Origin of the sequence: Paenibacillus sp. FSL R10-2199, assembly GCF_038000235.1 — a bacterium.
GTDB lineage: Bacteria > Bacillota > Bacilli > Paenibacillales > Paenibacillaceae > Paenibacillus_AQ > Paenibacillus_AQ phytohabitans.
The window spans coordinates 1,467,101-1,493,165 of sequence record NZ_JBBOBO010000002.1; the positions used below are offsets into that span (position 1 = coordinate 1,467,101).

The window sequence follows — 26,065 nt, forward strand, 5'->3', positions numbered from 1 at the left end:
ACTTCCGGCCGCTGTTGTCTACAGATTTCTTGATACTTACCGCAGTAGCGGTTGAAATCCGTAGACAAAGGCGGACGCTACCGCTCCTCCAGTTCCAAAATCCCCCTCCTTTGCGCCCCTCTCTTGCTTTGGTGTGAGTAAATTACTTAACAGTGACCTTTATCTTCACGGTTTTGCCGCCGTATTTCACGGATATGCTCGCAGTACCTTTACTGTTGGCCTTAATCAGGCCGTTTTTGCCGGTAGCTACAAGCTCCTTGGTGGAAGTCCAGACTGCTGTCTTGGATACATCCGATTCACTGCCGTCCTCAAAAGTAGCCGTTGCCGCCAGCTGCACCGACTGGCCTGCACTCAGCGTAAGATTCATCTGGCTGACCTCGAGATATTTCAGCACATCAACGGTTACGGGGACTTTGACGGTTTTGCCGCCGTATTTGGCCGTCACATAGGATTTGCCGTAAGCCACTGCCTTGACCGAGCCTCCGGTAACTGTGACGATCTTATAGCTTCCGCTTTTCCACTCCGCCTTGTCCGTCACATCCTTCGTTTTGCCATCGCTATAAGTGATGCTTACTGCGATTTTGGCCGTATCGCCGGATTTCATCGCCAGGTTGGTCACCGATGCTTCGATGACAGTGATCTGATCCACTTCAATGTTGACCGTCACTTTCTGCCCTCCATAGGAGGCGGTGATCGCCGTTTTGCCCTTCAGCACTCCGGTTACAAGACCTTTCTTGACCGTAGCGATTGTAGTCTTGGCCGAGCTCCAGTCTGCATCAGCCGTTACATCACTCTCTACACCTGCGGAATCCGTGGCAGTCAGTGTAATCTGCTCCTTGTCTCCGGCAGACATCGTAATCAGGCTCACATTGGCAGCCAGCTCATCCACAAGGCCCACATTCACGGTAATGGCCGCCTTCTCCGTACCTATTTTGGCGGTAATCACCGCTGTTCCTACAGAGAGGCCGGTAATCAGACCGTCCTTAACTTCGGCAATCTTCTCATCGCTGGAGCTCCACTCCACCTCACTCGTGATCGTCTTGTCGCTGCCATCACTGTAACTGCCGGTAGCCTCGGCCTGATAAGTCTCGTCTTCCTTCAGTTCAATGGTCTTGGCCTGCAGCGCCAGTTTGTCCGGTGTGCCTGCCGTGATTTTGACCGTTGCCGTCTTGCCGCCGTAAGAGGCCGTAATTACAGCACTGCCTGTGGCATAGGCGGTAATGGTTCCTTTGCTAACGTCAGCTACATCCGCATTATCCGTACTCCACACTGCATTCTCTGTGACATCCTGTGACGTTCCGTCTTCATAACTGGCCATAGCCGTTACCGCTTTGCTCTGGTCCTTGCCGAGGTTCAGCTTGCTGACCGTAAGATTCAGGCGCGCAGCTGTTTCGACGCTCACCGCAACGGTGAGGGTTTTGCCGCCATAAACGGCGGTAATTGTAGTTTTGCCGGACTTGTAGCCTGTAACCAGACCTTTGTTCACGATAGCGATATTCTCGTCAGCGGTGGTCCAGACTGCGCTGTCTGTCACCGTGCTTGGGGTGCCGCTTGCATCCAGGGCGGTCAGCACAAGCTGATGAGTTCCGTTCAGGCGCAGGTTCAGGCTGTCGTTATCGACGCTGAGCCTATTGCTTTTGCCAACTGCGGCAGTTGCAGTTACTGTCTTCCCGCCATAGGCTGCTGTTATCGTCACATTACCTTCTGCGTAGGTTGTAATACTTCCTTTATCCACATAAGCCACAGCTTCATCACTGGAGGTCCAGGTTGCCTTGCTGGTTACATCAGTTACCGTACCGTCCGCAAAAGTCGCCTTGAGCACAAGCACCTTAGCAGCATCCACCGCAAGATTCAGACTGGTTTCACTTAAGGCCAGATGTCTTGCTGTTCCCACATCAACGGTAACCGTGGCCGCCGCTCCATTATAAGTTCCTGTAAGGGTCGCCGTACCTACGGAATAACCGGTGATCAGGCCTTTGCTGACCATAGCGATGCTCTTATCGCTTGTGGTCCATGCCGCACTGCTTGTAATATCCGATGAGGACCCGTCGCCTGCAACGGCAGTCAGCACAAGCTGCTTCGTCCCGCTGATCTGCAGGAATACATTATCATCGCTGGCTACCAGTTTACTTACGGCTCCAACTTCCACCTCCGTCGAGGTTTCAAGTGTGCCATAGACGGCAGAGATTGTTGCGGTTCCAGCCAATTTATAAGTTGTGAGGGAGCCTTTTTTGACAAAAGCCACAAGCTCATCACTCGAACTCCATGCCGCCTTAGAAGTAACATCTTCTGTGCTGCCATCGGCATAAGTCGCCGTCAGAGTTAGCGCATGGGTGGAGCTTGTCTTCAGGCCAAGCTGTTCTTCGCTCAGATCCAGATACCGGGCCACCGCAACATCCACATCCACCTGTACAGACTTATCGCCATAGGCTGCTGTAATCGTCGCCGTTCCGGCTGTATAGCCGTAAACCTTGCCTTTGTATACATAAGCGATACTGGAATCACTCGAGCTCCAGACTGCGGTGCTGGTCACATCTTTGGTCGTCCCATCCGGGTAGACGGCGGTGAGTTTAAGCTGCTGATCTTCTTCCGTCTTCAGAAAAACACTCTGATCATCCACCACCAGCTTACTGGTCTGGTCAACCGTTACCTCTACTGTGGTAGTCTTGGTGCCGTATTTGGCGGTGATAACTGCCGTTCCCTGCTTGTAGCCGGTAATGACGCCCTTAAGGACATCGGCAACCGCTTCATCACTGGAGGACCAGGCAGCCAGGGACGTTACATTCTCCTGCGTGCCATCCTGGAAAGTAGCTGTAAGCTTAACAGCAGAGCTGTCTTTCAGCAAAAGCGCAAGCTCGGGCTGATCCGCTTCGATCCGGTTGGCTACCTCTACATTCGCTGTGACGGTGATGGTTTTTTTGCCATATACGCCTGTGATTGTGGCTGTCCCGGAGGATATCCCTTTGACTGCACCGTTCACCACGGTAGCTACCGCAGCATCGCTTGTGCTCCAGACTGCCTTGTTCGCCACCGTGGCGTCCGTTGTATTATCCGAATACGTTGCGGTCAGAATAATGCTGCCCGATTCGGCTTTGCGGAGATCCAGGCTCTGGACATTCTGCGTCAGCGCTTTAACCTTCTTGGTTACAGTAACCGTTGCGGCCTGGGAGAACTTCGTGCCGTCACTATATGTAAATACCGCAACAATTGTAGCTGTCCCTTCCGCCTTGGCCGTCACAATCCCGTTATATACGGTGGCTACCGCCGGCTTATCGCTGGACCAGTCACTGTTAACCGTCACGTCGCCTGACGTGCTGTCGGAATAGACCGCAGTAGCTGTTAGAGCCGAAGTCTCTTCCACCGCGAGCGTAAGTTCACTTACATTCAGCACAATTTTGGAGACCGTTACCGTGGTGGCTGCCAGCGCCAATCCTCCGTTAGTCAAGACCAGAAGCAGTGGCAATGCCATCAGCAAAAACCGGAAAAAGCTGTTTTTCTTCAATCTGTTATCCTCCTTGGTGAATTATGATTTGAATCTCTTATCGACATATCCCGGCTTTTAATTCAGGTACTAAAGACTTATATTTTTTCTTATAACAACGGTAATGAATCAGTTATTTATCTATGTATTTACACAATCCGCAGAAAAAGAACACCTCTAAATACACCCTGCTCAAGAGATAGGCTTAATGCATCATAACAACCCAAACTGAATGTAGTCTGAATAGCCTCATTCTTTTTTTAAAACCTGAAAATTCACAGCGGATATCCGGTTTTGCACAAGCTCCATTCTCTTTTGCACAAACAAGATTCTTCTTTGCACAAACTAAATTCCAGCTTTGCGTTTTGTCCATTGAGTAACGGATGGTTATCATCTATGATCATTTCAACGAGAATGATTATCATTATTGGTAATCGATATAATTGGGAGGCCTACTTACAATGAACAAGGCAAGACAACCTTTCGCTATCCTGTGCATCATCTTCCTGATGAGCACCTTACTGCTCGCCTGCAGCAGCACCAAGAATGATGAAGGCAACGCTGCAGCTAACACAGCTGCCGGCAATACAGCTGCAACCGCCGCTCCAACCGCAGAAGCTACTGCAGAAGCTACTGCAGAACCGGCAGCCACAACACGCTCTTACACCGATTACAAAGGCCATACGGTTGAGATTCCTGTGGACCCGCAGCGGATCATCTACTCCGGGGAAACTTACGGCGATCTGATTGCCCTGGGCGTACAGGCCATCGGCTATCCGCTCTCCATGGCTGAAGGCCAGGTGTTCAAGGACAAGCTGACCGGGGTAGAAGATGTCGGCTTCCCGATCAACCTGGAGAAGACGCTTGAGCTTCAGCCGGATCTGATCATCTATGCCGGAATTGAAGAGGCTGATTTCGATGCCTTGTCCAAAATCGCTCCAACCATTATCTTCGATACCTTCGCCCCGCTGAAGGAAAGGATGCAGGAAATCGGCGGTATCCTGGGCAAAACAACAGAAGCAGAAGCCTGGCTGGCCCAGTACCAGACGCAGGAAGACGCCATGTGGGCCCAGCTTAAAGCTTCAGGCATGAAGGAAGGCGAAACCGCCGCAGTCTTCACTTACTATCCGGGCGACAGACTGTTTGTAATGGCTACAACCGGCCTGTCACAGGTACTGTATGGAGAGAACGGATTCAAGCCTACTCCGGCGATCCAAAAGGTGCTTGACGCCGACATGGGCTTCCAGGAGATTTCGATGGAGGTTATCCAGGAATACGCAGGGGACCGTATTTTCCTTCTGACGCCGGTAGCTGACGAAGCCAAAGCATCGACCGACAAGCTGCTGGAAAGTGCAGTCTGGAAAAGCCTGCCGGCCGTTAAGAACGGCTATGTCTACACGCAGGACATCATGAAAACCTCCAGTGATGCCGCCACCAGAGAATGGCTGCTGGGCGAAATCCCCGCAATGCTGAATAAGTAACGATTACGCATGCAGACAGGACGAATATTAAAAGCAGCTTATCAACTAATGTTGATAAGCTGCTTTATTTTATATACAATGAGATTTATTGATAATCGTTCTCAATATACATATAAATTCAACTGCCCTGAAAGGAGTGCTGAGCCTTGAGACAGAATGCCCTGAACCCGGGACTCCCCCCTGCCCCCGCACTTGCAGCGGCTCCGGCTCTGCCGGCAGTTCCGCTCCGCTCCCTGCTGTTTCAGCTGAAGGGCATTGAGCTGGTAATCCAGAGTGCCGACACTGTGTCCGCTGTGCAGACTGCCGGTCAGCATACACTTCTGATCTTTACCGGAGGCCGCGGTGAACTCTGTATCGGGGAGCAGCCGGCCCTTTCAGTACATGCAGACAAGTGTTGTCTGCTGTCCCCCGGAACTTCCTACAGTACGGATAACGCGGAAATGACACTATACTATTATTTGATATCCTTTGCCGCTATTACGGCTGGAGATTCCCCTGCTTCCCATACAGCTGAATTGCTGCCTGGCCGGAAAGAGCTAATCGTCCACCCTTTCACCCGGGTGATCCGGCTCGCGGAAGAGCTGCTTGCGAACCAGGGCAGCGGGGACGAGCTCCAGTATTTCAGACAGCAGCTGCAGTTCCAGGAGCTGCTGCTCCTGCTGTTTGAACATAATTACTCCACCCGCCAGCTGCCCAGTCCCGCGCAATCCGTGGAGAGTACGATCCAATTCCTGCAGGATCATTATATGGAGAGCATTACGGTGAAGCAGCTTGCGGAGCTGGCACAGGTCTCTCCCTGGCAATACACCCCAATCTTCCAGAAGCTGACCGGCAAGCGGCCGCTCGATTATCTGACCGATCTGCGCATCGGGCACTCCAAGAACTATCTGCTGGAATCGGCCGAGCCGTTGCGCGAAATCGCCCGGCTGGTCGGCTTCTCCGATGAATATTACTTCAGCCGCCGCTTCCGGCAGAAGACGGGAGTCACGCCCGGGCAGTATGCCCAGGCCCAGCAGCGCAAAGTTACCGTCAAGGATTGGACGGGGCATGAAGTGGAAATTCCGGAGCGGCCGAAGCGGATTGTCTACCACGGGGAGACACTGGGAGATTTGCTGGCGCTGGGAGTCAAGCCTGCCGGAGGCGATGAGGCCTTTGCCCGGAACAGCGTCTATAAGCACCGGGTCAAGAATCTGGCCAATGTCGGCTTCCCGCTGGACCCGCAGCTGACCCGGCTGATCAGCCCTGACCTGATTATTATCGCGAATTCGGACGAGCGCGCCTATACGTGCGTCTCCGGTATCGCCCCGACCCTCACCTTCGATTCGTTCGCGCCGCTTGAGCATCGGCTGCGGATACTTGGCGGGTGGCTCGGCAGGCAGCGCGAAGCGGAAGCCTGGCTGGAGGCCTATCACGCCAAAAACGCTGCCATGTGGCAGCGTCTGTACGCAGAGGGACTCCAGCCGGGAGAAACCGCCTCCGCGCTGGTCTACGACCATGGCAACCGCCTGTTCGCTATGGCGATGACCGGACTGTCCACGGCCCTGTATGCTCCCGGCGGCCTGCAGCCGACGGCAGAGATTAAGGGCCTGCTGGACCAGGGGCTTGGCTTCGGCGAGGTTGATCCGGCGAAGCTGCACAGCTACGCGGGGGACCGCGTCTTCATGCTCATCCCGGAGCGCGAAGACTCGCGGGAAGCCATGGAGCAGCTGCTGCTGACGCCGCTGTGGAACAGCCTGCCCGCCGTACAGGAGGGCCGCGTCTATATGCTCGACGGCGCCAAATGGAATTCCGGCGATGCCCTGACCCGCGAGCGGCTGCTGACTCTGCTGCCCAGGCTGCTGGGGGGAGCGGGCGGGTAGGCGGGTTCGGGAATTCAGAGTGACTGGAACCTGGTACAATATCATAACTAAAGAAGTGAGTCCATTTAACAATGCAGTAACTGCTGTATTCCGTTCCAAATGGAAATTCAGTGATAGTTGTATAATGTGCAATTAAAAACAGCGAAAAGAGAGGCTTGCCTCATATAAGTGCAATCTGTACAACTAAAATTACCCAAATGAGTGAAAACAATCTACAAACAGCTATTTAATTGCACGAAATACAACTAAACGGATAATTGGGTGTATATCAGACGATTTAGTTGTACAAAGTGCACTTATGCACATCGCTTACCGCACACACCTAGGCATATACCGTAATCGGATCATCTCAGGCCATTAGCAAGCGATTTACCAAAATGGTTTTCACTAAATAAATCTGACGCTACACCAGGAGCTGCCCTAGATCGCCTGAATTCGTACCTCGGCAGAGTTCGTACAATAGATTTCTTCCTTTCAGCCACAATTAGGGACGATCCCTAAATTCTGTTGCAGTAAATACATTAGAATGCCTTTGCAGACCCTTAAAACCCCGATTCTGTTGTACAAAATACGATCAGCCGGCTGTGAGGTTAGTCCGGAGTGGCTTGGAGCCAGTTTGGAGCTTGTTGCAGCTTGTTGCAGCTGGTTTGGAGCTGGTTTGGACCGGTTTGCAGCTGGTTTGGAATTTGTTCGAAACATGCCGGCGACCCGGAGCTTGCCCAGAATATGCAACTTGGCCGGAATATGAAGCTTGCCGGATTCACCCGGAGCAGTCCCGTAACTCCTGCGCCCGCTCCTTTACAGCTCAAATGTCTATTTCGCCGCTTCAGGAGTAGAATACTTGATCTTCAATACCAGAATGCCCCGGCTGCGCATGTCAGAGGGCAGTTCTACAATCAGGCCTTCTCCGGCCCGGCTCCACTGCAGCTCCCCGTTCCAGCCCAGCAGCTCCACCTGCAGAATCTCTCCGGCAAGCTGCTTGGAGCGGTTGCCCAAGGTCTCGATGACTGTTGTTCCGCCCTCCGGCCAGCCCATAACAGCGGCATAGAGCAGCTCCCCGCCTCTGGCGGTGAAGCGGATATCCTGCGGGGTGAACGGGCTGCGCTTCGTATCGTTAAATGTTCCGCTGACGATCTGGGTCGGCCCTTCGCCATATACCTTCCAGGGCCGCGTTCCGTAGATCGCTTCCCCGTTTACCGCCAGCCAGTCCCCTACCTCCAGCAGCAGCTGCTGCTCTTCTTCAGGAATGGTCCCGTCCGCACGCGGCCCGACATTCAGCAGCATGACGCCGTTTTTGCTGACTATATCGACCAGGTCGCCGAGTATAACTCCCGAGGTCTTATATTTGTGGTCGGCAATATGGCACCAGGCGGTTTCACCTACCGAGGTGCAGGTCTGCCAGACCTCCGGATTAATATCGGCCAGCTGGCCCCGCTCCATATCATAGACGGCGGTTCCTTCGGCAAAAGCATCAAATTTATAGTTGATGACTGCCCCCTGGCCCCATTCGGCAGCCTTGTTGTAATAGTAGGCGGCGAGCTTTTGCAGATAAGGCTCGAAGACCGGCTGCTCGATCCACCAGTCGAAATAGACCAGCTGCGGGCCGTAACGGTCGATCAGGTCGCAGGTGCGGACCAGCCAGTCGTCCAGAAACTCCTCATTCGGCGGCAGAATCGGCAGCGGATACGCCGGATCACCGTAGCAAGACTGCGCCGGACCGTACAATTCCGCGTATTTCGGGTCCTGCACATCTGAAGGCAGCTCGCGGCCTCCGTTGTAGTACCACCAATTCTCCGCACGGTGGCTGGAGACGCCGAAGGTCATATAATGCCGCCGCACGGCTGCGCCAAGCTCGCCGATAATGTCTCTGCGCGGACCCATCCTGGCAGCGGTCCACTCCGAATAAGGGCAGTCATACATGGCGAAGCCGTCATGATGCTCGGCAACCGGCACTACGAACGCGGCACCGGCGCGCTTGAACAGGGCAGCCCACTCCTCGGCATCGAATTTCTCCGCCGTGAACTGGGGAATGAAATCCTTATAGCCGAATGTGTCCGGCGGGCCATAGGTCTTCAGATGATGCTCATACACCTCTGTGCCTTCCCTGTACATATTGCGCGCATACCACTCTGTCCCGAAGGCGGGAACAGAATACACACCCCAATGAATGAAAATCCCAAACTTCGCATCCTCGTACCAGCGGGGAACGGAGTACTCCTCCAGAGACTTCCACTCAGCTCTAAACGGGCCGTTCTCTACAGTATCCTTGATCTCCAGCTTCTTCTGTCTGCGCAGCTCATGCAGCGATGGTTTTGACAAGGAACTCACCTCTTCTATGGTTTGAGAATCTTGCGGACGGCTTCCAGCCGCCCGGGGTCAACCGGCCTCAGCGGATCGCCGTCCTCCCGGACAGCCGAACCGAAATGCACCCGGCGGACAGCCGTCCGGGAGATGAAATCCTGCAGACTTGCAGCGTTTAAGCCGCTGCCTGCAAGGATGGAGAGCGAAGAACCAGCGGACAGCCGTTCCAATACGGCAATCCTCGCCATACCCTCAGCGGAAGTAGCCTTATCGCTGCCGCCGGAGGTCAATATATCCGTAATCTGCGGATACCGCTTCAAGACTTCAAGCGCCTCAAGCTGATCCCGCACCTCATCAAAAGCCCGGTGATACGTTACCTCCATCCCGGCCGCAGCATCAAGCAGCCGGACCAGCAATTCTTCATCCACGGTCCCGTCACTGCGGAGCATGCCCGTGACCAGGGACAATCCGCCCACTCCGGCAATATGCCGGATATCGCGCAGCATCGTTTCCGCGTCGGATGGGTCATACCGGAAGGAGCGCGCATGCGGCCGCACCATTACTCTTATGGGAATACTGACCGCTTCCCGCACCGCTTCAACCAGCCCAAGGCTGGGTGTTAAACCGCCTTCCCGGATTCCGGTAATCAGCTCGATCCGGTCCGCTCCATAACGTTCAGCGGTAACTGCATCACTTACTGTCGTGGCTATAACCTCTAACAGCATTGTTCACTCTACTTCCCTTCCTTGTTCATAATCATCCGTGCCGCACCGATCATTCCGGCATCATTGCCAAGCTCGGCAGGAAGCATCTTAATGGACAGCGGTGACAAGGCGGCAAGCCCGCTCATCCAGGCATCCCACCATAAGGCATGGGATTCCGCGACTCCGCCGCCAAGAATAATCGCCTCCGGGTCCATGAAAGACTGGATATTATGCACGGCCAGGCTCAGGTCGTGCATATATCTCTTCATGGGTGCAGCCGCTGTGGCGCTGCCTGCGGCGAATTCCGCCAGCAGTCTGCGGCCGTCCCAGCCCTCCGCGGCTTCTGCGCCCAGCCGGCTAAGCGCCTTGCCGGACAGATAATGCTCGGCGCAGCCCCGCTGCCCGCAGCTGCAGGGAATTCCTCCGGGATGGAGCACCATGTGCCCGATCTCCCCGGCCCCGCCCTGTCTGCCTGAGATAGCCTCAGCATTATGAATAACAGCTCCGCCGACACCTGTACCCAGCGTCAGCATTACATAATGCTCCAGCCCCGCAGCCGCCCCGCGCCAGCCTTCGCCAAGAGCGGCTGCATTGGCATCGTTGCCAACCGACACAGGCAGCGCGAACTCCTCCTCCACAGCTTCCGCCAGGCGCATGCCGGTCCAGCCCGGCAGATTCTCCGTCGCATAGAGGACTACGCCTTCAGCCGGATCTACCCGCCCGGCAGTGCCTATGCCAATGCCGCTGATCCCGTATCCGCAGCACACAAGCTCTGCAATAATCTTCTTCAGCGCAGCGAGAATCCCTGCTGCCCCCTCGTTCACAGGCGTAGCGGTACTGCGGCGGGCAACAATCTCCCCTTGCCCGTCCACCACTGCCGCCTTAATGAAGGTTCCGCCGATATCGGCCCCGATATAATAGCGGCTCATCCTTCGGCCTCCGTTGTTGCGCCGCCCGCCTTCTCTTTCATCGCCTTCACATAACGGGCGGCTATCCACTGCGGACGGGTAATCGCCGAGCCCACGACGACGAAGTCCGCACCCAGCTCCAGCGCCGCAGCCGCCTGCGCCGGCTCGGATATCCCGCCTTCGGCGACTACCGGCACCTCCAGGACAGCAGACAGCCGTTCCAGCAGATCCAGATTCGGCAGCGGAGTTCCCAGCGTCTCTGCGGTATAACCGCATAGCGTAGTCGAGATGTAATCCGCGCCCCATCCGGCCGCCTGCACCCCTTCTTCGAAGGTCGAAATATCGGCCATCACCGGTATCCCCGCAGTCTTCAGCGCGGCAAGGGTCGCCTCCAGCGTGCGCCCGTCCGGCCGGAGCCGTCCGGTACCATCGATGGCCACAATATCGGCCCCGGCCGCATAGACGGCAAGTGCATCCTCAAGCGTCGGCGTAATGTAGACCTCACTGCCTTCATGCTGTATTTTGACCAGTCCGATCAACGGCAAGCCGGCGGCATCCTTAATCGCCCGGATATCCGCCAGTCCTCCGGCACGGATACCGGCCGCCCCCGCTTCCTTCGCCGCCATCGCCATCGCCACCATATGATGGCTTCCGAACAGCGGCTCGTCCTCCAGCGCCTGGCAGGATACGACCAGACCCTGATAGGGAATGAGACTCCCTGAACCTTTTCCCATAACCTCGCTCACCCTCCCTGCATATCATTTTCGCGTATCACACGGCTGCCCTCTTAACATTCTCTCATTCTTGCACCTTAGCCATCCAGCCTCCTAGCCCTTAACCGCCCCGCCCACCAGACCTTTAATAATGAAGCGCTGGACGAACAGGTAGAGAATGATGATCGGCAAGGCCACAAGTGCAGCACCGGCGAACATCTGCGGCCAGTTGGTGTTGTATTGGCTTTTGAAGGCCATGAGGCCCACGGGCAGCGTACGCATATCCGGCGAAGACAGATAGACCAGCGGATTGAAAAAGTCATTCCACGAGTTGATCGCCACCACGATAATACAGGTCGCCGTAATCGGCAGCGTCAGCGGAAAAATAATTTTCAGGAAGGTCCGCCAAGGTCCGCACCCGTCCACCAGCGCCGCCTCCTCAATTTCACTTGGCACGGTCTTGAAGAAATTCACATAGAGGAAGATCGGCAGGGCCAGCCCGGAAGCAATCTGGATCAGCGACAGCCCGACATGCGTGTTGAGCAGATGGATCTCCCGCAGCACCAGGAACGCCGGAATCGTGCCGGAGAAGGCCGGAAGGATCAGCCCCATCAGGAAGAAGGTCGACATCGCGTCCGATTTATATCTTTTGCCATGATGCAGACCGTAAGCGGCCAGCACCGAGACGCCGATGGCGGCTGCGGTTGTCATCACCAGTACCAGAATGCTGTTCCCGAAATACGGCAGCAGATTGCCGGTGCGGAACGCTTCGGTATAATTGCTCCACTGCGGGTCTTTGGGCAGGCTGAGCGGATTGATCGTTGACGGCGTCTGCAGCGAAACCGAGATCATGACCGCCATCGGAACGAGTACAATAATGAGCGCGATAATCAGCACGGTGTAAATAGAGGTTTTCTGTAATGTAGTCGTCAATTCGCCACCTCCAGACGGCTGAGCAGCTTCATCTGCACAAAGGTTACAACCAGAATCATCACGGACAGGATCATCGCCATCGCGGTGCCGTAGCCCATTTGCGAGGTTTTGAAGGCATATTGATAGATCATAATCCCGAATGTCTGCGTGGAATTGGCCGGTCCGCCTTGCGTCATGATGAAGACATGCTCGAACATTTTCATACAGCCGATCACCGACAACACTGTGTTCACAATGACCGAAGGAATCAGCAGAGGCAGTGTAACTTTCCAGAATTTATTCCACGGCCCCGCGCCGTCAATGCTTGAGGCTTCATATATTTCACCCGAAACGGATTGTAGTCCAGCCAAGTAGATCATCATTGAGTAGCCTGTGTACTGCCAGACCATGACGAGTGCAATCGCGTAGATTGCCAGGGAAGGATCACCGAGCCAGTCCAGCTGCGCCAGACCCTTCAGCCCGATTGCGGCAAAAAACTTCGGCAAAAATCCGACCATCGGCGCATACATGTAGCTCCACACATAGCCGATTACAACGGTGTTCAAGATAACCGGGAAAAAGATAATCGCCCGCATCCACACAATGCCCTTAAGCTTCTGGTCGAGCAGTACGGCCAGCAGAATTGATGCGCTATGCTGCAGCACGATGACTACAACGGAGAGAATCGCCATATTCTTCAGCGCCGTCAGGAGCAGCGGATCACGGAAGGCTTCGCGGAAATTCTCCAGCCCGACCCAGTCGGCCTTGAATGAGAAGCCGTTCCAGTCGGTGAAGCCGTAGTACAAGCCGCTGAAGATCGGTCCGGCAAAAAACAGCAGGTAGATCAGGAGCGCCGGCGCGATAAACAGCAGGTAATTGCGAAAATTCATGAATTTCATCTTCTGCCTCCATCCCTCACCCCAAATTTGGGTAAAAAAAAAGAAACCTAAGCGAAAGACAGGGTTGTCCTTGATCTGAGCTTTCGCTTATTCTCTTGTGTTGTGTGTGTTCTATAAAGATTGTGCCTGAAACTCCTCCCATTTAGGTTCAGCCGTGACTGCAGAGAATGTTTGGACCTCCGGCCGCTGTTATGTTTGGATTTCCTGATTTGGACCGCTGATCGCGGTAGAAATCCAAACATAAAGGCGGACGCTACCGCTCCTACAGTTCCAAACTTCTCTTCCGCCACTCTCCCTAAAAGGTATACTTTTCAAACCCAATCTTTATAGTTTTGTTTGTCTTATATGTTCTATATGTCCTTATCTTGAGCTGTTTGCATTTGTTCCAGCAGCTTGGTGGTGTCCACGTCCTGCTTCAGCAGAATCTGCTGGAAGATCGGGAACATTACCGGCTCGATGGACGAGGTCATGCTCGGGAAAATCTGGGCTTCGCTGGCGTCAATCAGCGGCTGGAGGGAAGCGGCCAGCGGGCTGTAGGTTTCGGAAGTGCCGCCTTTTACCGTTACCGCCTGCTTCGTTTCATCGGACCAGATTTTAGCCATTTCCGGCTCGGCCACGAATTCCATGAACAGCTTGATTTCTTCCTGATGCTTGCTCCAGGATACGCCAACCAGCAGGTTGTCGGACACCAGATTCGTTACGAGCGGCTGATCGCCGCGGTTGACCGGAATCGGGAAGGCACTGAGTTCAAAGGCGGAGAAGTCTGCATCAAAGTTCTCGCTGTAGCCCCATTCGCCCATCGGCCACATAGCGGCTTTGCCTTCTTTGAATACCTGCGCCACCTGGTCATAGCTGAGGCCGACGGAGTTCTCCAGCAGATAACCTTTATCCGCCAGCTCCTTCATGCCGTCGAAGTAGCCGGTGAACTCAGGATCGGTCCACTTTTTGTCTCCGCTGGCCAGCTGCGGGAATACGTCTGCATTGTCATGCTGATACAGTCCGAACTGTGAAGTGGTGATGAACTGGGTCGCCCAGCCGTCCTTGCTTCCGATGACCATTGGTGCGGTGCCGCTGGCTTTGATGGTCTCGCTCACCGCCATCAGCTCTTCCCAATTGGTCGGAATCGCAAGCCCCAGCTGGTCGAACAGCGTTTTATTATAGAACATTACGATCGGCTGGCTGTTATAGGGAACGCCGTAGGTTTTACCGTCCACTGTGCCCAGCTTCACCGCAGCTTCAAGATAATTATCCAGCCAAGGGCTGCCGGAGATGTCCATCAGGACATTCTCTTTGGAGAATTCGGCCACCTGATTCGGGAACAGCCACAGCATGTCCATATCGGACTTGGAGACAATCCGTGTACGGATGATTTCCCGGAATTGATCGTATACCTTGTCGTGCTCTATCGTGATGTAGGGATATTTCTCCTGGAATTTATCAACCACCGTCTGGCTGATCGGGTTCCATGTGGTCAGCTTCAGCACCACCGGCTCTTTCTCAGCATCCCCTTCTGCAGCGGAACCGCTTGTAGCAGCCGCTCCGGAATTACCGTTTGATGCCGCATTATTACTGCCGCAGCCTGCAAGAATGACCAACAACCCAAGACATAATACCGACAACCACCAGAACCCGCCTTTTCTTCTCATGTGTTAGCCTCCCTGACATTATGTTTGTTTCATGAGTTAATCGTACTCTGTTTGTGTCAGGTTAACTACCAGGTTGATCTGCTGCTTTATAGCTATTAATTGCTTATCTTGACCGCTCTGCCGGATGACTGATCCTCCAACTAGACGAGAATTGCGGTTTCCGTCAAATATTTGCTCTTTACTCACTGATTGCGGAATTCCAGTGGTGTCAGACCTGTGTCATCTTTAAACAGCTTGCTGAAATAATGCGGGTTGGCATACCCCAGCTCCTCAGCCACCTCGTACACCTTCCGGTTGCTCTCGCGCAGCAGCTTGCGGGCCAGGAGCATTTTTTTGGCGGTCATATATTCATTGAAATGCTGTCCGGTCTCCTTAAGAAACTGGCGGCTCAGATGGCTGACGCTGACATGAATCGCCTCTGCGGTCCGCGCCAGCGTCACATCCTCCAGCAAATGCTCATCGATATAAGCCGTTGCCAGCCGGATAATTCCGCTCAGCTTCCCGCCGCTCACCGGCTCACGCTCCGCCGCACTTCTATAGGCCTCCGGCAGCTCCGCCGCTGTCCGGTGAAGTCCGCTGCAGGTATACGCCATGCGGATGCCCAGCATTTTGTACAACCCTTGTTCCAGCTGATCCAGATAACCCTGCATCGCACCGGCTCCCGCTTCGTCAACGGACGCCTTCTGCGGCAGCAGCCAGACCAGCTCCTTGTTCTCCCGGCTGAGCAATATCCCGCCCCATTCCCGGGAAGTATATTCCTCCAGATAATACCGGAACGACATAAAGCGGGCCAGCGCTGCCTGCGGTTCAACCCCTTCGTTCTCGGCCATGCGCAGAATAGCCAGCCGGTAGCCCGCTCCATACAGGGACTCCAGTCCATACTGCTGCCACTGCTCCAGCCAATTCTCCAGGGCGGCCTGTGTCTCAAGCATCGACTGTAGGAATAGATCCCGGTCCTTATCGCTGTATCCCGGCACCTGCGGCACTGCCGCCTGATGAAGCTGCTCCAGGGTCCCCGCTGCTTTGAGCAGCGCCGCTGCAATCTCCTCGGCCGCCATCGTCGGCTTATGCAAATAATCAACGACTCCGATGCGGACAGCTTCTTTTACATAAGGAAAGTCCTCAAAGCTGCTGAAGAAGATAATCTGCACACTGGGGTACTGTTCCTTGATTCTGCGCGCCAGCTCCAGGCCATCCATACCCGGCATGCGGATATCCGTCATCACAATGTGAATCTCCTCCCGGGCCAGCACCTTAAGCGCCTCATGCCCGTTCGCAGCTTCGGCTTTCCAGGCAATGGCAAGCTCATCCCAATTCAGCATATAGCGCAGCCCCAGCCGCACAATGGTCTCATCCTCCACTACAAGCAAATTCCACATGCTTCATTCCTCCATTCGCGGCCGGGACGTATCTCCGTCCTCCGGTTGATAAGGCAAATATAATTCTGCCCGGGTTCCCTGGCCCGGACCACTCTTCAGCGTCAAGGTATACGGCGGTCCGAACCTAAGCCGGATACGGTCACGGACGTTGGCTACACCGATGCTTGAACCCGCGTTGCCGTCCCCATCAGGGGCTGGGCCCTGCTCTCTCTCGCCGTTGAGCACCTCCAGTGTATCCTGCGGTATACCGTGCCCGTTGTCCGTGATGGTGATCAGCAGCTCATCCCCGCCGTTCCCTGTTATCCGGGCACCCACCTCAATCAGCAGCGGGCCTTCGATATCGAAGGAGCCGTGAAAGATCGCATTCTCCATCAGCGGCTGCAGAATCATCGGCGGGACCATCGCCTGCCCGATATTCTCTTCAATCTGCCACTCCACCTTGAAGCGGTTCGTGTAGCGCAGCTCCATCAGCCGCACATAATGATGCAGCAGCTCCAGCTCCGCAGACAGCGGCACCAGCTCGCTGTCCAGCTTCATATTGGCATGCAGCAGCTTGTTCAGTGACTGCAGCAGCCGGGCGATGCCTTCCGACTGCTGCAGCACGGCCAGCATGCGGATGGAATTAATCGTGTTATACAGGAAGTGAGGAGCGATTCTCGCTCTAAGCGCATACAGCTCGGCCTCCCGCTTCTGCCGCTCCTTCTCTTCGATCGACTGGACCAGCACATCGAGCCGCCGCACCATCGTGACATAGCTGAGATGCAGCTGGCCGATTTCGCCCTGGACCGGCAGAGCCGCCGGAGTGATGAACAGTCCCCGCTCTACGTCGCGCATGGAAGAGATCAGGCTGCGGATCGGCCTTGAGAGGTTCCGGGCCAGCAAGAGCGACAAGACCGCAGCCGCCACACTGAAGATCAGCACCAGCACCACGGTGAAGTTGCGGATCACATTCGCATCGCCAAGCAGTTCTTCCCGGTCAATCATGAGATAGCTTGTCCAGCCCAAATACTCGCTGTGCGCATATACCCCGGTCGCCGCTGCCAGCCCGCCGCCCAGATCGGGCAGATTGATCAGGCCGCGGCTTGTCCCGCTGTGCGAGGACTTCTCTGCCGCAGCGCGGAGGAACCGCTCGTTGTCTCCGGTCTGTGTGGAATAGATCAGCTCCCCCTTCTCATCGGCCACAATCACATGCATGCTCTCCAGCTGGAAGGAACGGACAATCTTGTCCATGAAGTCAGGACGGATATCCACGGCTACTACTCCGGCCGGAGTGAAATCATCATTAAGCAGCACGCGGGAAGCGGTAATTGTGGGGAACGGAGCACTGTTGAACTGCCGCTCCAGCCGCAGTCCGGAGATGAATACGCCTCCGCTTCGCTTGAGGGTCTCCTTATACCATTCCTCGTCTACCGGACTTACGGCTTCATTAATGGAGGAGCGGTCGCTAACCCTGTAGCCGTAGATATTGCCTTTGGTGCTGTAGAATACCAGACCCTGAATCGTGGAGAAAATCGAAGGGTAAGTCACGAGCAGCTTGGCGAACTGCTGCTGGGTTTCAATCTCGCGGTAACCCCACTGGTCGCGGGGCACGTAAGGCTGGTTCAATATTTGAAAGATTTCCGGTGTGAAATAAGGAAAAGTACTGAAACGGTCCACATCCTCCACCTGGCGCTGGATCGCCGCATTCAGCTGTCCGGCAATGACGCCGAGATCGGCGTTCACCCGCGACTCCAGCGTGCTGACCGATTTGAAATATGCCATCGTGCCGATCACAATCGACGGGATAATCCCAAGCATGAAGAAGGCGAGCATCAGCTTGCTCTGGTATGTTAAGTTGTTCCACCGCCGCATCATCAGCCTCTCCTCCTGGTCCGTTAAATTTTATTCAGTATAAAGGATTCTGCAGACTGCTGCATGGAAAATAACGGAGTAAATATTTAACATCCTCTCACTCCAGACTTGGCAGAATAGCCAAACCCTTGATATACAAGCATTTATATCTAACATATATATGCCGCAACTTAATTGGTTTAAATTCAACATTGTTAGTTTATCTGCCACAAGCGTAAGGTTGGTCATGGCTAACCGGAGACGTGCGGGAGTGCGGGAACCTAGCGCTGAGCTTATAGCGGAAGCAGTCCAGCTAATGATAGATGTGGCGGAGGATGGTGTCGGCCAGCGGTGAAAGGCATGCGGCTTGTGAAGGCCGGCCTCAAAATGAAAATGTTGTACGTATTGCAACTCGAACCTCCCAATAATGGAGGATTCCTAAGGATTGTTGTACGAAATACAAGAATTCCCCCGCTTGGCCGCTTTCAGGAGAGAAAATGTTGCCTTTCGTACAACAATCCTGGATTAGAGCCGCTATCCTGAAGAAATTGTTGTATTTTCTGCAGGATTCTACAGCGTAACCCATCTGTTAGCGCGTCAGCACAAAAAACCGCCAGACCGTTAGGTCTGGCGGGTAACTTTTTCATCGACTGCAAGACTATAGGTTATACGCCTACTGTGCTTCTAATCGGCTCCAGCGCTTCGGAATGGCCGTACACCGGAACATCACGCTTGACCGGAGCACACCAGTTCACGCCGTTGATGATAACCTGCTGAATTTCCTTGTTGTAATAGGTTGGATAGGACTCGTGGCCGGGCTGGAAATAGAAAATATTCCCGCTGCCGCGCCGGTACGTTGATCCGCTCGGGAACACATTGCCGCCTTCGAACCAGCCGACAAAGATCAGGCTCTCCGGTGCAGGCACGTCAAAGTGCGCCCCGTACATCTCTTCCTGCTCCAGGTCAATATATTCACCGATGCCTGCGGCAATCGGATGGCTTGGCTCCATCACCCAGAGGCGTTCTTTCTCCCCGGCTTCGCGCCATTTCAGATCACAGCTTGTGCCCATGAGCTTGATGAAGATTTTGGACATGTGGCCTGAATGCAGCACCACCAGCCCCATCCCCTCCAGCACGCGCTTATGAATCCGGTTCACTACCTCGTCACTCACTTCCTGATGGGCAACATGCCCCCACCATACCAGTACATCAGTGTTATTCAGCACTTCTTCTGTCAGACCATGCTCCGGCTCGTCCAGCGTTGCCGTTCTTGTATCCAGTCCCGCTGCGCTCAGAAAAGAGGCCAGCTGTACATGTATGCCATTCGGATAGACCTGGCGGATTCGTTCTTCCTGCCGCTCATGGCGGTATTCATTCCATACGGTTACTCTGGTCACTATGGACACTCTCCTGTTTCAAAGATGAATTTTACGGTTAAGTTTAGTTTTTGACTACTTTTTATACCTCTATCATACAAATCTGCAAGCAGGCTTTCTTCCTGCATTCTTGCTCAATTATTCCCGGATATTGTCTTGCGGTATTTAAGCGGAGAGATCCCCGTAGCTTCCTTGAATAAATGGTGAAAGGTCTTCCCGCTGCCGAACCCGGCCGCTTCCGCTACCGCTGACATCGGCAGGTCTTCGTTGAGCAGAATCCACTTGGCCTTATTCAGCCGGTACTCCGTCAAAAAAGCGACAAAGGTCATACCCGTATTCTTCTTGAACAGCTTGGTGAAATAATACGGGCTGAAGCCCATGTATCCGGCCACCTCATTCAGTGTAATCGCTTCCTGATAATGCTGCTCTACATAGCTGAAGATCCGCTCCAGCCGCTCCAGCGTCTCTCTGGACTGGGACAATGTGTCTTCCGAGAACTTGGGCTGCTTCTTGACCCTGCTCTTCGGCACCTCCCGCATAATAACCGTCAGCATTTCAAACATCCTGGCCTTAATCAGATAAGCGTAGCCTTCCCGGCGCTGTGTATCCTCCTCATAAATGCTCTCAATCAGAGCCATCATACTGGCGGCAGCCCCTTTCGGCCACTTTGAACTGGAGAATTCCATCTCCGTGAACATATCCCGCAGCGGATAGTCATTGCCTCCCAGTGCTGCAACCTCCTGAAAGAAATTCAGATCAAACTGTATCACTACCCGCTCACTGTCAGGTGACGCCAGGAAATAATGCACATCTCCGCCGTTGATGAACTGCACTTCCCCCTGCTCCATGCGGATCGGCACATCATTGATTCCCAGATTCAGACTTCCTTTGGTTACATAGATAATCTCGATTTCTTTATGCCAATGCGGATAGGTCAGATCATCTCCTCCGCAGACCAGGCTGCGAAACGGAAAATGCTTGTCCACATCCGGAATTTCCAGATAGATATTCATAAGCGCGGCTCCTTGTCCGGGATATTGATCATTGCGTACTCTATATTCATTTTAGAGAAATACGCCTGCCCATGCCAACTTAAAGTAAAGGAGAGCTGCACTAGACCAAAGACCAGTATTATTCCCGCCTCCGGGTGCGTGTATTGTATGGATTTAACCTTTATACTGAAGAAGGTAAAATTTGGAGAGGGGTTGCCCTGATGTTACGACGAAGTATAAACGCGTGGAAAATGCTCATGCTTTCTTTGCCCAAAGGAATAATCGCTTTTGTTATTGCCATTACAGGCCTATGTGTAAGTCTGCCTCTGGTAATTATATGGGTTGGGCTGCCTCTGCTGGCCCTGACACTAACCTGGTGCCGCACGATGATGATCAGTGAACAGAAGGCTGCCGAAGCCTGGTCTCACGGTAAAGGGGGAGCCTCGCAGCATATTATGCCAGACCATCCGGCTGCCTTCCGCTGGGAAGGTCTGCGGACATTAGGAAACCACCTTCGCCAAGGCCAGTCGTACCGGGGAATCCTGTACAGCATACTGCAGCTGCCCGCTGGCATTCTGGGATTCACCCTTGCTCTTGCCCTGCCCTCGGTTGCCATTAGTGCCCTCCTGTCGCCTGTAGTCCAGAGAGTCAGTTCTTCCGTATTCTCCTATGACCAGAATATGCTGGACCCGGACGTCTTCGTGTTCCTGTCTGATACAACACCGGACGAACGCTCCTGGATCGTATGCGGAATGGGATTTGTACTGCTGCTGATGCTGCCGTTACTGCTTTCGGGCCTTGGACGTTTGTATACTGCCTGGATCAACATGATCTCTGGAACACACCAGGATGTGAAAGCTCCGCTCGAAATCCTACATAACGCTTAGAGGCTCCACTTCTGGCGAAGGTACCGGCTTGCACCTGTTGTACTATTCCGGTTCACGAAAAAACGGCGGTACATCACCATGATGCGCCGCCGTTTCTTTTCTGCATATGCACGCCTCATTCTACTAATCAAATTTTAACTGGAGCGAATCACAAATTGGTATATAGCCTATCTTTTGATAGATGCTATTAGATATGGGATTTGCTAAGTCCGTATATAAGACGCACTTCGTAAACCCTTTATCCAAGGCAAGCTGGCTTATTTGCGCCACAATTGAAGTAGCGTAACCCTTGCCGCGCTCATATGGAGGGGTATATACAAATGCCACGCCAATAGCCGTCTGCATTTCCCTTGTATATCCAGCCATAGAAACGGGTATCCCGTTGTCTTCTAAAATATAGATTTTTTTCGATGCTATCCGGTAGAGGTAAGGGTCTGCCTCTTGCGGGATGGACATTTCTGTTTGGCCATAACTCCCCGCTGCATAAAATGCTTCAGCCCAGTATGGGAAAAAGTGAATATCCTTTTCATTCAGCAATCGAACGGTACCAACCTTTTGAATGTCCGGGTTTACTGCCGTAAGTTCATATATACGCTGGCTCATGGTTGTATTACAGGTTATTCCCTTGCGCAAGGCATATTCTTTGGCAAAATACTCTGCCAGGTTTTTTTCGGTTGTCACACCTGGAATTTCACGGTCCTTCAACCCGTCTATCAGACAGTTTATAGCTTCCGGGTTAATGATGTTGTCTGTTGCATAAAGCGTAATATTGTGTGGCGGTGTCATTATGGCGGTAAGTTGTATGCCCTTAGCATCCGAAATAGTTGCCATTACCCAATTTACAGGGTCACGCCAGTCTGTTTTGTCTTTTCCTTCATGCCCAATGATGATATTGCCAAGAGGAATCAAATTTTGTGCTTCATGACGCATCAGGACATCATAGGTATCACGGTAAAACTCATGCACATCCGTATACAACTTGAATTGCATTGAAATATCACCCTTTCATCTGCTCACAGATCTACTTGTCCTCTTCACCGCATTTGGTCTAACAATCCTGCCCGAAAGCTTAATAAAAGCATCGTCAGTCTACAACTTTACTTTCTTTTGACAACGGGAAGCGTTGTTCCTGCAGCTTAACCAGAAACGGCTACACCGTCCCTGAGGGTCAGCATAGCCGTTGCTCCTTGTCCTAAGGACTATAGCTTAATCTTCAAAACTACCTTCCGCACAGCCTCGGGCTTGCCTGCTTCAATCCCTGTCATATGTCCGTCCTGCGGATAACACACGACAAGAGCACCCGGCCCTGCAGTTACCGTAGATTCTACTGCACCGGTGAAGAAGATCGCATCCTTCTCTGCGCTGTAGTCATCTCTCACATCAAGCTGCTCAACCGCAGCATAGCCGATCCGCTCTGTACCTTCCAGAATATAATGCAGATCGAGATTCACACGGTGCGCTTCCCAGAAGCATTCTCCGGCATCCTTGGTCTGATATTCGTTGATGAAATAGAACATCTCATCATTGACCTCATGGCGTCCGGCCGCTTGCCCGGTGAAATCGGTATCGCGCAGAAACTGCAGCCCCCTCTGGATCTTCTCTCCGTGTGCAGCCTCATCTTTGAGCAAATGGCTAAGTGTATCAACAATCATGCCTGGAATCCCCCTGGAATCTCTGAATTATTCCCCGCCTTGCAGAATACCCAAATAATATATGATCCCGGCAGGCCCGGTCTATGTATTTGTTCACGTACTCCCCGCATATCTATTAAATAGTTACCTTTTAGGAGGCGGTTCAGTGCTTATTATTCTGATGTACATGTTTGCTGTGCTTGGCGTTTCGCTCCTGCTGTCAGCTGCGGTGCTTCAGTTCATACGGTCCCATCCCCAAGCACCCGGCCGGAAAGAGGCCATCCATGCCTTGTCCGCATTCAATCTTAAGTTTCCCCAGCGGTTCATCACACCTGACGAATCCCATCTGATCGCCTTGGATGAGGCGGGCCAGACTATGGCCATCGGTCTGCTCCATCCCGGCAGGCAGGAGCCGGCTACAGCCACTATCTACACGTTCGATACCATTCTGGGAGCGGAGATCGTCGAGAATGCCTTAACGCTCAGCAAAGTCAGCAAGACCAGCCGGATTACGACCAGTGCGCCGAGAATCCGCCCAAGTGTAGCCGCCACCCCCGGGTTCGCAGAAGCTGTCCAAGCCGTAAGCAATGCCGAAGAGATCAGCGAGCTGACGCTAAAAATCTATTTTAATAACGCGGATACGCCTGTCGTATCGATTCCCTTCCTGCCCCGGCTGCTGCCGGCCCGAAAAACAGATCTTCAGTACTCCGCAGCCTTTCTGGAGGCGCAGCAGGTGCACGAGAGAATCCGCAATATCGTCTCAGCCTGAAATCATGCTTAACGTGAGGCCGCTGTGAAGCTCTCCAAGGTCCGTCCTTGTCTTAGCTTACCGATGATCGTCAGCAGGAAGCTCTCCGCGAGACTGCCCTTCAGTATGGCGTCCGCAGCTTCATCCAGCGTGAACCATGCCGCATGATCCAGCTCAGCGCTCATTGCGCTTAAGTCCTCCGTGTCAGCCACACTGATGAAATTAAGCATCAGCGTATTGGAAGGGGCGAAATACTGGCTGCGCATGTATTCATAAGCGATGATCTCAAGCCCTGCTTCTTCCTGCACTTCGCGGATCAGCGCTGCCTCGGCGTTCTCCCCTTTATTCACGTAACCGGCCAGCAGGATATAATCCTTGCGGTTATACTGCTGGATGAGCAGGATTCTATCCAGCTCCCTGTTCAGCACCGCTGTACTCATTGCCGTGCTGAACACCGGGAACCGGAACGCGGCACAGGACTCACAGTAGGGTACCTCCCCTTCTCCGTTACATTCCTTCAGGACCAGACGGCTTCCACATTCGAGACAAAACTTCAAGTGTATCGCTTCTTTCTGTTATGGGTATAGTTCAGACTTATTCTAAGCGATTGCTGAAGAACACACCAGCCGTAATTCATTACCGCACATAGACCGCTTCCCGGCAACAAAAAGCCCGCTGCCGGCAACACACGCAGGCAACGGGCTTGCAATTCGTCATTACTCGGCTGTAAACACATACTCGCCTTGAGCAATAGTGAGCGTACGGCCCGCCAGTCCCGGAGCATCGCCGCTTAGCAGCAGCCGGGTCATCTGCCGGTCTTCCCCGCGCCGGAATTCAAATACCTTATCGCCAACCGCCAGTGAAACGCTATCGCCGGGGGTTGCAGATGAACCGGCCTGGACTTCCGCCAAGCCGAAGATTTCTCCCCAGTGAGCCGCCGCCGCTGCCGGATCAGGTACGGAGAATACAGCACGGCGGACCGTCACTTCTCCTGCCGGATGGGGAACGATAATTCCCGCTGCCGTCAGCTCCTCTTCCCGCAGGGCATCGGTTCCCTTCCACTCGATTATGAAGGGATAGACCAGACCCTGGTAATGGCCGCCGATAGTCAGCATGCGCCATTCAATCCACTGTCCCTGTGCATTCAGCCGTCTGCCATCAAGTATGGGTGACAGCTTCAGGCCCTGCTTCTCCAGCGCTGATGCGGTTGCTTCAATATCATCGGTGCGGATCGCTACCCTGCTGAACCCTTCATGATCAGGCAGCAGATTCACGGCATCCTTCACTACCAGATTAGGGGTATCCAGACTTGCCGCTAATTCCCGGTCCTCAATCGCCAGGAATTCGATGTAGTTCAGCCCGAAATAGCTTAGCGCGTTATGAGTCCCCCACAGCTTATGCGATCCGCCGTAGGAAGCGGCCAGGCCATTGTCCCTGAAGGCTCCGATGGCCTGTTCAAGATCATTGACATAATGCACGGTATGATCCCACTGCAGCACGCTCATGACTTCACCTGCCCCAGCTCCGTTGTGCGTTTCACAGCAGCCTTGACACTGCGCTGAAGTCCGGCTGCGAAGCCGCTGTTGTTCAGCTCATACAGCGCGTGAATGCCAACTCCGCCCGGAGAGTTGTTGATGTCCAGCAGCTGCCGGGGATGCAGTCCGCTGTGCCGAAGCATGGCTACGGCCCCCTCTACATTCTCCAGCGCCGTCGTCCAGGCTTGTTCGCGCGGCAATCCTGCCAGCACTCCGGCATCGGCCAGGGACTCGATGAAATAATAGACATAATTCGGCCCGGCCACCCCGTACCCGGTAAAGATATCAATCAACGCTTCCTCCAGATACTGCACCTTGCCGAACCCGTTCAGGAACTCCTCCACCTGCTCCTTACCAGCGAAAGCGTTCAGAGCTGCCCCGCTGTAGCCGAGTCCGGTATCGGTCAGCGTATTCGGGATCACCCGGATAATCGGGCGTTCCGCTCCAACATAACCAGCCAGCCTATCGATGGTCACTCCGGCGACAATGGACAGGACCGCCGCTCCGCTTGACGCATAGCTGGAGATGGCCGCGCCAACAGCTGCAAGATCATCCTGAGGCCGGACGGCAATAATGATCAGCTCCGCTCCGGCAAGCTCCGCCTCCTGAGACTCTCCGGCTGCCCGCACGCCATAGGCAGTATTCAGATAAGCCGTCCGTTCTTCATGAATGTCTGCCACGCTGATCTGCTCAGCCTTATAAGTACCATTGCCAACAACGGCCCGGATGATCGCTTCCGCCATTTGCCCGCCGCCGATGAAATGAATTCTGCCCGCTGCCATA

22 protein-coding genes are annotated in these 26,065 nt (G+C 53.9%); 4 read left to right on the top strand and 18 right to left on the bottom strand.

Going from position 1 to position 26,065, the window contains the following annotated elements; all coding sequences use genetic code 11:
• Nucleotides 1-142: 142 nt before the first annotated feature.
• Together NYE33_RS34250 and NYE33_RS34255 are read right to left on the bottom strand one after the other, a co-directional pair.
• Nucleotides 143-3,502 (bottom strand): Ig-like domain-containing protein, encoded by a 3,360-nt coding sequence (locus NYE33_RS34250; protein WP_341069790.1) that lies wholly within the window; start codon nt 3,500-3,502, stop codon nt 143-145.
• A gap of 184 nt (nt 3,503-3,686) precedes the next feature.
• Nucleotides 3,687-3,854 carry a hypothetical protein gene (locus NYE33_RS34255; protein ID WP_341069792.1) on the bottom strand — a complete coding sequence of 56 codons (168 nt, stop codon included), beginning with the start codon at nt 3,852-3,854 and terminating at the stop codon, nt 3,687-3,689.
• A gap of 88 nt (nt 3,855-3,942) precedes the next feature.
• Between NYE33_RS34255 and NYE33_RS34260 the strand changes: the two genes are divergently transcribed.
• Together NYE33_RS34260 and NYE33_RS34265 are read left to right on the top strand one after the other, a co-directional pair.
• Nucleotides 3,943-4,962, top strand: a complete 1,020-nt coding sequence (locus NYE33_RS34260; protein WP_341069795.1) for an ABC transporter substrate-binding protein — start codon at nt 3,943-3,945, stop codon at nt 4,960-4,962.
• 146 nt (nt 4,963-5,108) lie between these two features.
• Nucleotides 5,109-6,821 (top strand): helix-turn-helix domain-containing protein, encoded by a 1,713-nt coding sequence (locus tag NYE33_RS34265; protein WP_341069798.1) that lies wholly within the window; start codon nt 5,109-5,111, stop codon nt 6,819-6,821.
• An 813-nt stretch (nt 6,822-7,634) separates the two neighbouring features.
• Here NYE33_RS34265 and NYE33_RS34270 read toward each other — a convergent pair.
• The 11 genes from NYE33_RS34270 to NYE33_RS34320 all read right to left on the bottom strand — a co-directional run bounded on the left by NYE33_RS34270 (nt 7,635) and on the right by NYE33_RS34320 (nt 20,502).
• Nucleotides 7,635-9,140: an alpha-L-fucosidase gene (locus tag NYE33_RS34270; protein WP_445669829.1), complete on the bottom strand. Its 1,506-nt coding sequence runs from the start codon at nt 9,138-9,140 to the stop codon at nt 7,635-7,637.
• A 14-nt stretch (nt 9,141-9,154) separates the two neighbouring features.
• Nucleotides 9,155-9,847: a copper homeostasis protein CutC gene (locus NYE33_RS34275; protein WP_341069803.1), complete on the bottom strand. Its 693-nt coding sequence runs from the start codon at nt 9,845-9,847 to the stop codon at nt 9,155-9,157.
• An 8-nt stretch (nt 9,848-9,855) separates the two neighbouring features.
• The gene (locus NYE33_RS34280) at nt 9,856-10,755 is read right to left on the bottom strand and encodes an ROK family protein (RefSeq protein WP_341069804.1); all 900 of its coding nucleotides are present in this window, start codon (nt 10,753-10,755) and stop codon (nt 9,856-9,858) included.
• Nucleotides 10,752-11,468 (bottom strand): N-acetylmannosamine-6-phosphate 2-epimerase, encoded by a 717-nt coding sequence (locus NYE33_RS34285; RefSeq protein WP_042134161.1) that lies wholly within the window; start codon nt 11,466-11,468, stop codon nt 10,752-10,754. The genes NYE33_RS34280 and NYE33_RS34285 overlap by 4 nt, the downstream gene beginning before the upstream one ends.
• Before the next feature lie 93 nt (nt 11,469-11,561).
• The gene (locus NYE33_RS34290; protein ID WP_336102854.1) at nt 11,562-12,380 is read right to left on the bottom strand and encodes a carbohydrate ABC transporter permease; all 819 of its coding nucleotides are present in this window, start codon (nt 12,378-12,380) and stop codon (nt 11,562-11,564) included.
• On the bottom strand, nt 12,377-13,258 hold the full coding sequence (locus NYE33_RS34295; RefSeq protein ID WP_336102855.1) for a carbohydrate ABC transporter permease: 882 nt from the start codon (nt 13,256-13,258) through the stop codon (nt 12,377-12,379). The genes NYE33_RS34290 and NYE33_RS34295 overlap by 4 nt, the downstream gene beginning before the upstream one ends.
• Nucleotides 13,259-13,608: 350 nt before the next feature.
• Nucleotides 13,609-14,904, bottom strand: coding sequence for an ABC transporter substrate-binding protein (locus NYE33_RS34300; protein ID WP_076242318.1), 1,296 nt, complete (start codon nt 14,902-14,904; stop codon nt 13,609-13,611).
• 182 nt (nt 14,905-15,086) lie between these two features.
• Entirely contained in the window at nt 15,087-16,283 is a 1,197-nt protein-coding gene (locus tag NYE33_RS34305; RefSeq protein WP_341069808.1) for a response regulator, read from the bottom strand.
• Nucleotides 16,284-16,286: 3 nt separating this feature from the next.
• On the bottom strand, nt 16,287-18,137 hold the full coding sequence (locus NYE33_RS34310; protein ID WP_341069811.1) for a cache domain-containing sensor histidine kinase: 1,851 nt from the start codon (nt 18,135-18,137) through the stop codon (nt 16,287-16,289).
• Nucleotides 18,138-18,778: 641 nt separating this feature from the next.
• Entirely contained in the window at nt 18,779-19,510 is a 732-nt protein-coding gene (locus tag NYE33_RS34315; protein WP_039309665.1) for a ThuA domain-containing protein, read from the bottom strand.
• Nucleotides 19,511-19,623: 113 nt separating this feature from the next.
• Nucleotides 19,624-20,502 (bottom strand): AraC family transcriptional regulator, encoded by an 879-nt coding sequence (locus NYE33_RS34320; RefSeq protein WP_076242317.1) that lies wholly within the window; start codon nt 20,500-20,502, stop codon nt 19,624-19,626.
• A 245-nt stretch (nt 20,503-20,747) separates the two neighbouring features.
• Between NYE33_RS34320 and NYE33_RS34325 the strand changes: the two genes are divergently transcribed.
• Nucleotides 20,748-21,368, top strand: a complete 621-nt coding sequence (locus NYE33_RS34325; RefSeq protein ID WP_340947753.1) for a sensor domain-containing protein — start codon at nt 20,748-20,750, stop codon at nt 21,366-21,368.
• A gap of 123 nt (nt 21,369-21,491) precedes the next feature.
• Here NYE33_RS34325 and NYE33_RS34330 read toward each other — a convergent pair whose 3' ends face one another.
• Together NYE33_RS34330 and NYE33_RS34335 are read right to left on the bottom strand one after the other, a co-directional pair.
• Nucleotides 21,492-22,358, bottom strand: coding sequence for a GNAT family N-acetyltransferase (locus NYE33_RS34330; protein ID WP_341069813.1), 867 nt, complete (start codon nt 22,356-22,358; stop codon nt 21,492-21,494).
• 209 nt (nt 22,359-22,567) lie between these two features.
• Nucleotides 22,568-23,020, bottom strand: coding sequence for a YhcH/YjgK/YiaL family protein (locus NYE33_RS34335; RefSeq protein WP_340947755.1), 453 nt, complete (start codon nt 23,018-23,020; stop codon nt 22,568-22,570).
• A gap of 145 nt (nt 23,021-23,165) precedes the next feature.
• On the opposite strand from NYE33_RS34335, the gene NYE33_RS34340 reads away from it, so the two are divergent.
• Nucleotides 23,166-23,768 (top strand): hypothetical protein, encoded by a 603-nt coding sequence (locus tag NYE33_RS34340; protein WP_042134142.1) that lies wholly within the window; start codon nt 23,166-23,168, stop codon nt 23,766-23,768.
• Nucleotides 23,769-23,776: 8 nt separating this feature from the next.
• On the opposite strand, the gene NYE33_RS34345 is transcribed toward NYE33_RS34340, so the two are convergent.
• The 3 genes from NYE33_RS34345 to proC all read right to left on the bottom strand — a co-directional run bounded on the left by NYE33_RS34345 (nt 23,777) and on the right by proC (nt 26,064).
• Nucleotides 23,777-24,304 carry an NAD(+) diphosphatase gene (locus tag NYE33_RS34345; protein ID WP_042134141.1) on the bottom strand — a complete coding sequence of 176 codons (528 nt, stop codon included), beginning with the start codon at nt 24,302-24,304 and terminating at the stop codon, nt 23,777-23,779.
• A gap of 159 nt (nt 24,305-24,463) precedes the next feature.
• Nucleotides 24,464-25,252: a VOC family protein gene (locus tag NYE33_RS34350; RefSeq protein WP_076242314.1), complete on the bottom strand. Its 789-nt coding sequence runs from the start codon at nt 25,250-25,252 to the stop codon at nt 24,464-24,466.
• Nucleotides 25,249-26,064 carry a pyrroline-5-carboxylate reductase gene (gene proC, locus NYE33_RS34355; RefSeq protein WP_076242313.1) on the bottom strand — a complete coding sequence of 272 codons (816 nt, stop codon included), beginning with the start codon at nt 26,062-26,064 and terminating at the stop codon, nt 25,249-25,251. Before proC ends, NYE33_RS34350 begins: the two co-directional genes overlap by 4 nt.
• Nucleotide 26,065 lies beyond the last annotated feature (1 nt).

Coding starts and splice junctions, on each gene's coding strand:
- NYE33_RS34310 (WP_341069811.1), bottom strand. CDS start 18,137: ATGATGCGGCGGTGGAACAACTTAACATACCAGAGCAAGCTGATGCTC.
- proC (WP_076242313.1), bottom strand. CDS start 26,064: ATGGCAGCGGGCAGAATTCATTTCATCGGCGGCGGGCAAATGGCGGAA.
- NYE33_RS34330 (WP_341069813.1), bottom strand. CDS start 22,358: ATGCAATTCAAGTTGTATACGGATGTGCATGAGTTTTACCGTGATACC.
- NYE33_RS34305 (WP_341069808.1), bottom strand. CDS start 16,283: ATGTGGAATTTGCTTGTAGTGGAGGATGAGACCATTGTGCGGCTGGGG.
- NYE33_RS34280 (WP_341069804.1), bottom strand. CDS start 10,755: ATGAGCCGCTATTATATCGGGGCCGATATCGGCGGAACCTTCATTAAG.
- NYE33_RS34255 (WP_341069792.1), bottom strand. CDS start 3,854: ATGGACAAAACGCAAAGCTGGAATTTAGTTTGTGCAAAGAAGAATCTT.
- NYE33_RS34350 (WP_076242314.1), bottom strand. CDS start 25,252: ATGAGCGTGCTGCAGTGGGATCATACCGTGCATTATGTCAATGATCTT.
- NYE33_RS34300 (WP_076242318.1), bottom strand. CDS start 14,904: ATGAGAAGAAAAGGCGGGTTCTGGTGGTTGTCGGTATTATGTCTTGGG.
- NYE33_RS34275 (WP_341069803.1), bottom strand. CDS start 9,847: ATGCTGTTAGAGGTTATAGCCACGACAGTAAGTGATGCAGTTACCGCT.
- NYE33_RS34335 (WP_340947755.1), bottom strand. CDS start 23,020: ATGATTGTTGATACACTTAGCCATTTGCTCAAAGATGAGGCTGCACAC.
- NYE33_RS34320 (WP_076242317.1), bottom strand. CDS start 20,502: ATGAATATCTATCTGGAAATTCCGGATGTGGACAAGCATTTTCCGTTT.
- NYE33_RS34285 (WP_042134161.1), bottom strand. CDS start 11,468: ATGGGAAAAGGTTCAGGGAGTCTCATTCCCTATCAGGGTCTGGTCGTA.
- NYE33_RS34260 (WP_341069795.1), top strand. CDS start 3,943: ATGAACAAGGCAAGACAACCTTTCGCTATCCTGTGCATCATCTTCCTG.
- NYE33_RS34295 (WP_336102855.1), bottom strand. CDS start 13,258: ATGAAATTCATGAATTTTCGCAATTACCTGCTGTTTATCGCGCCGGCG.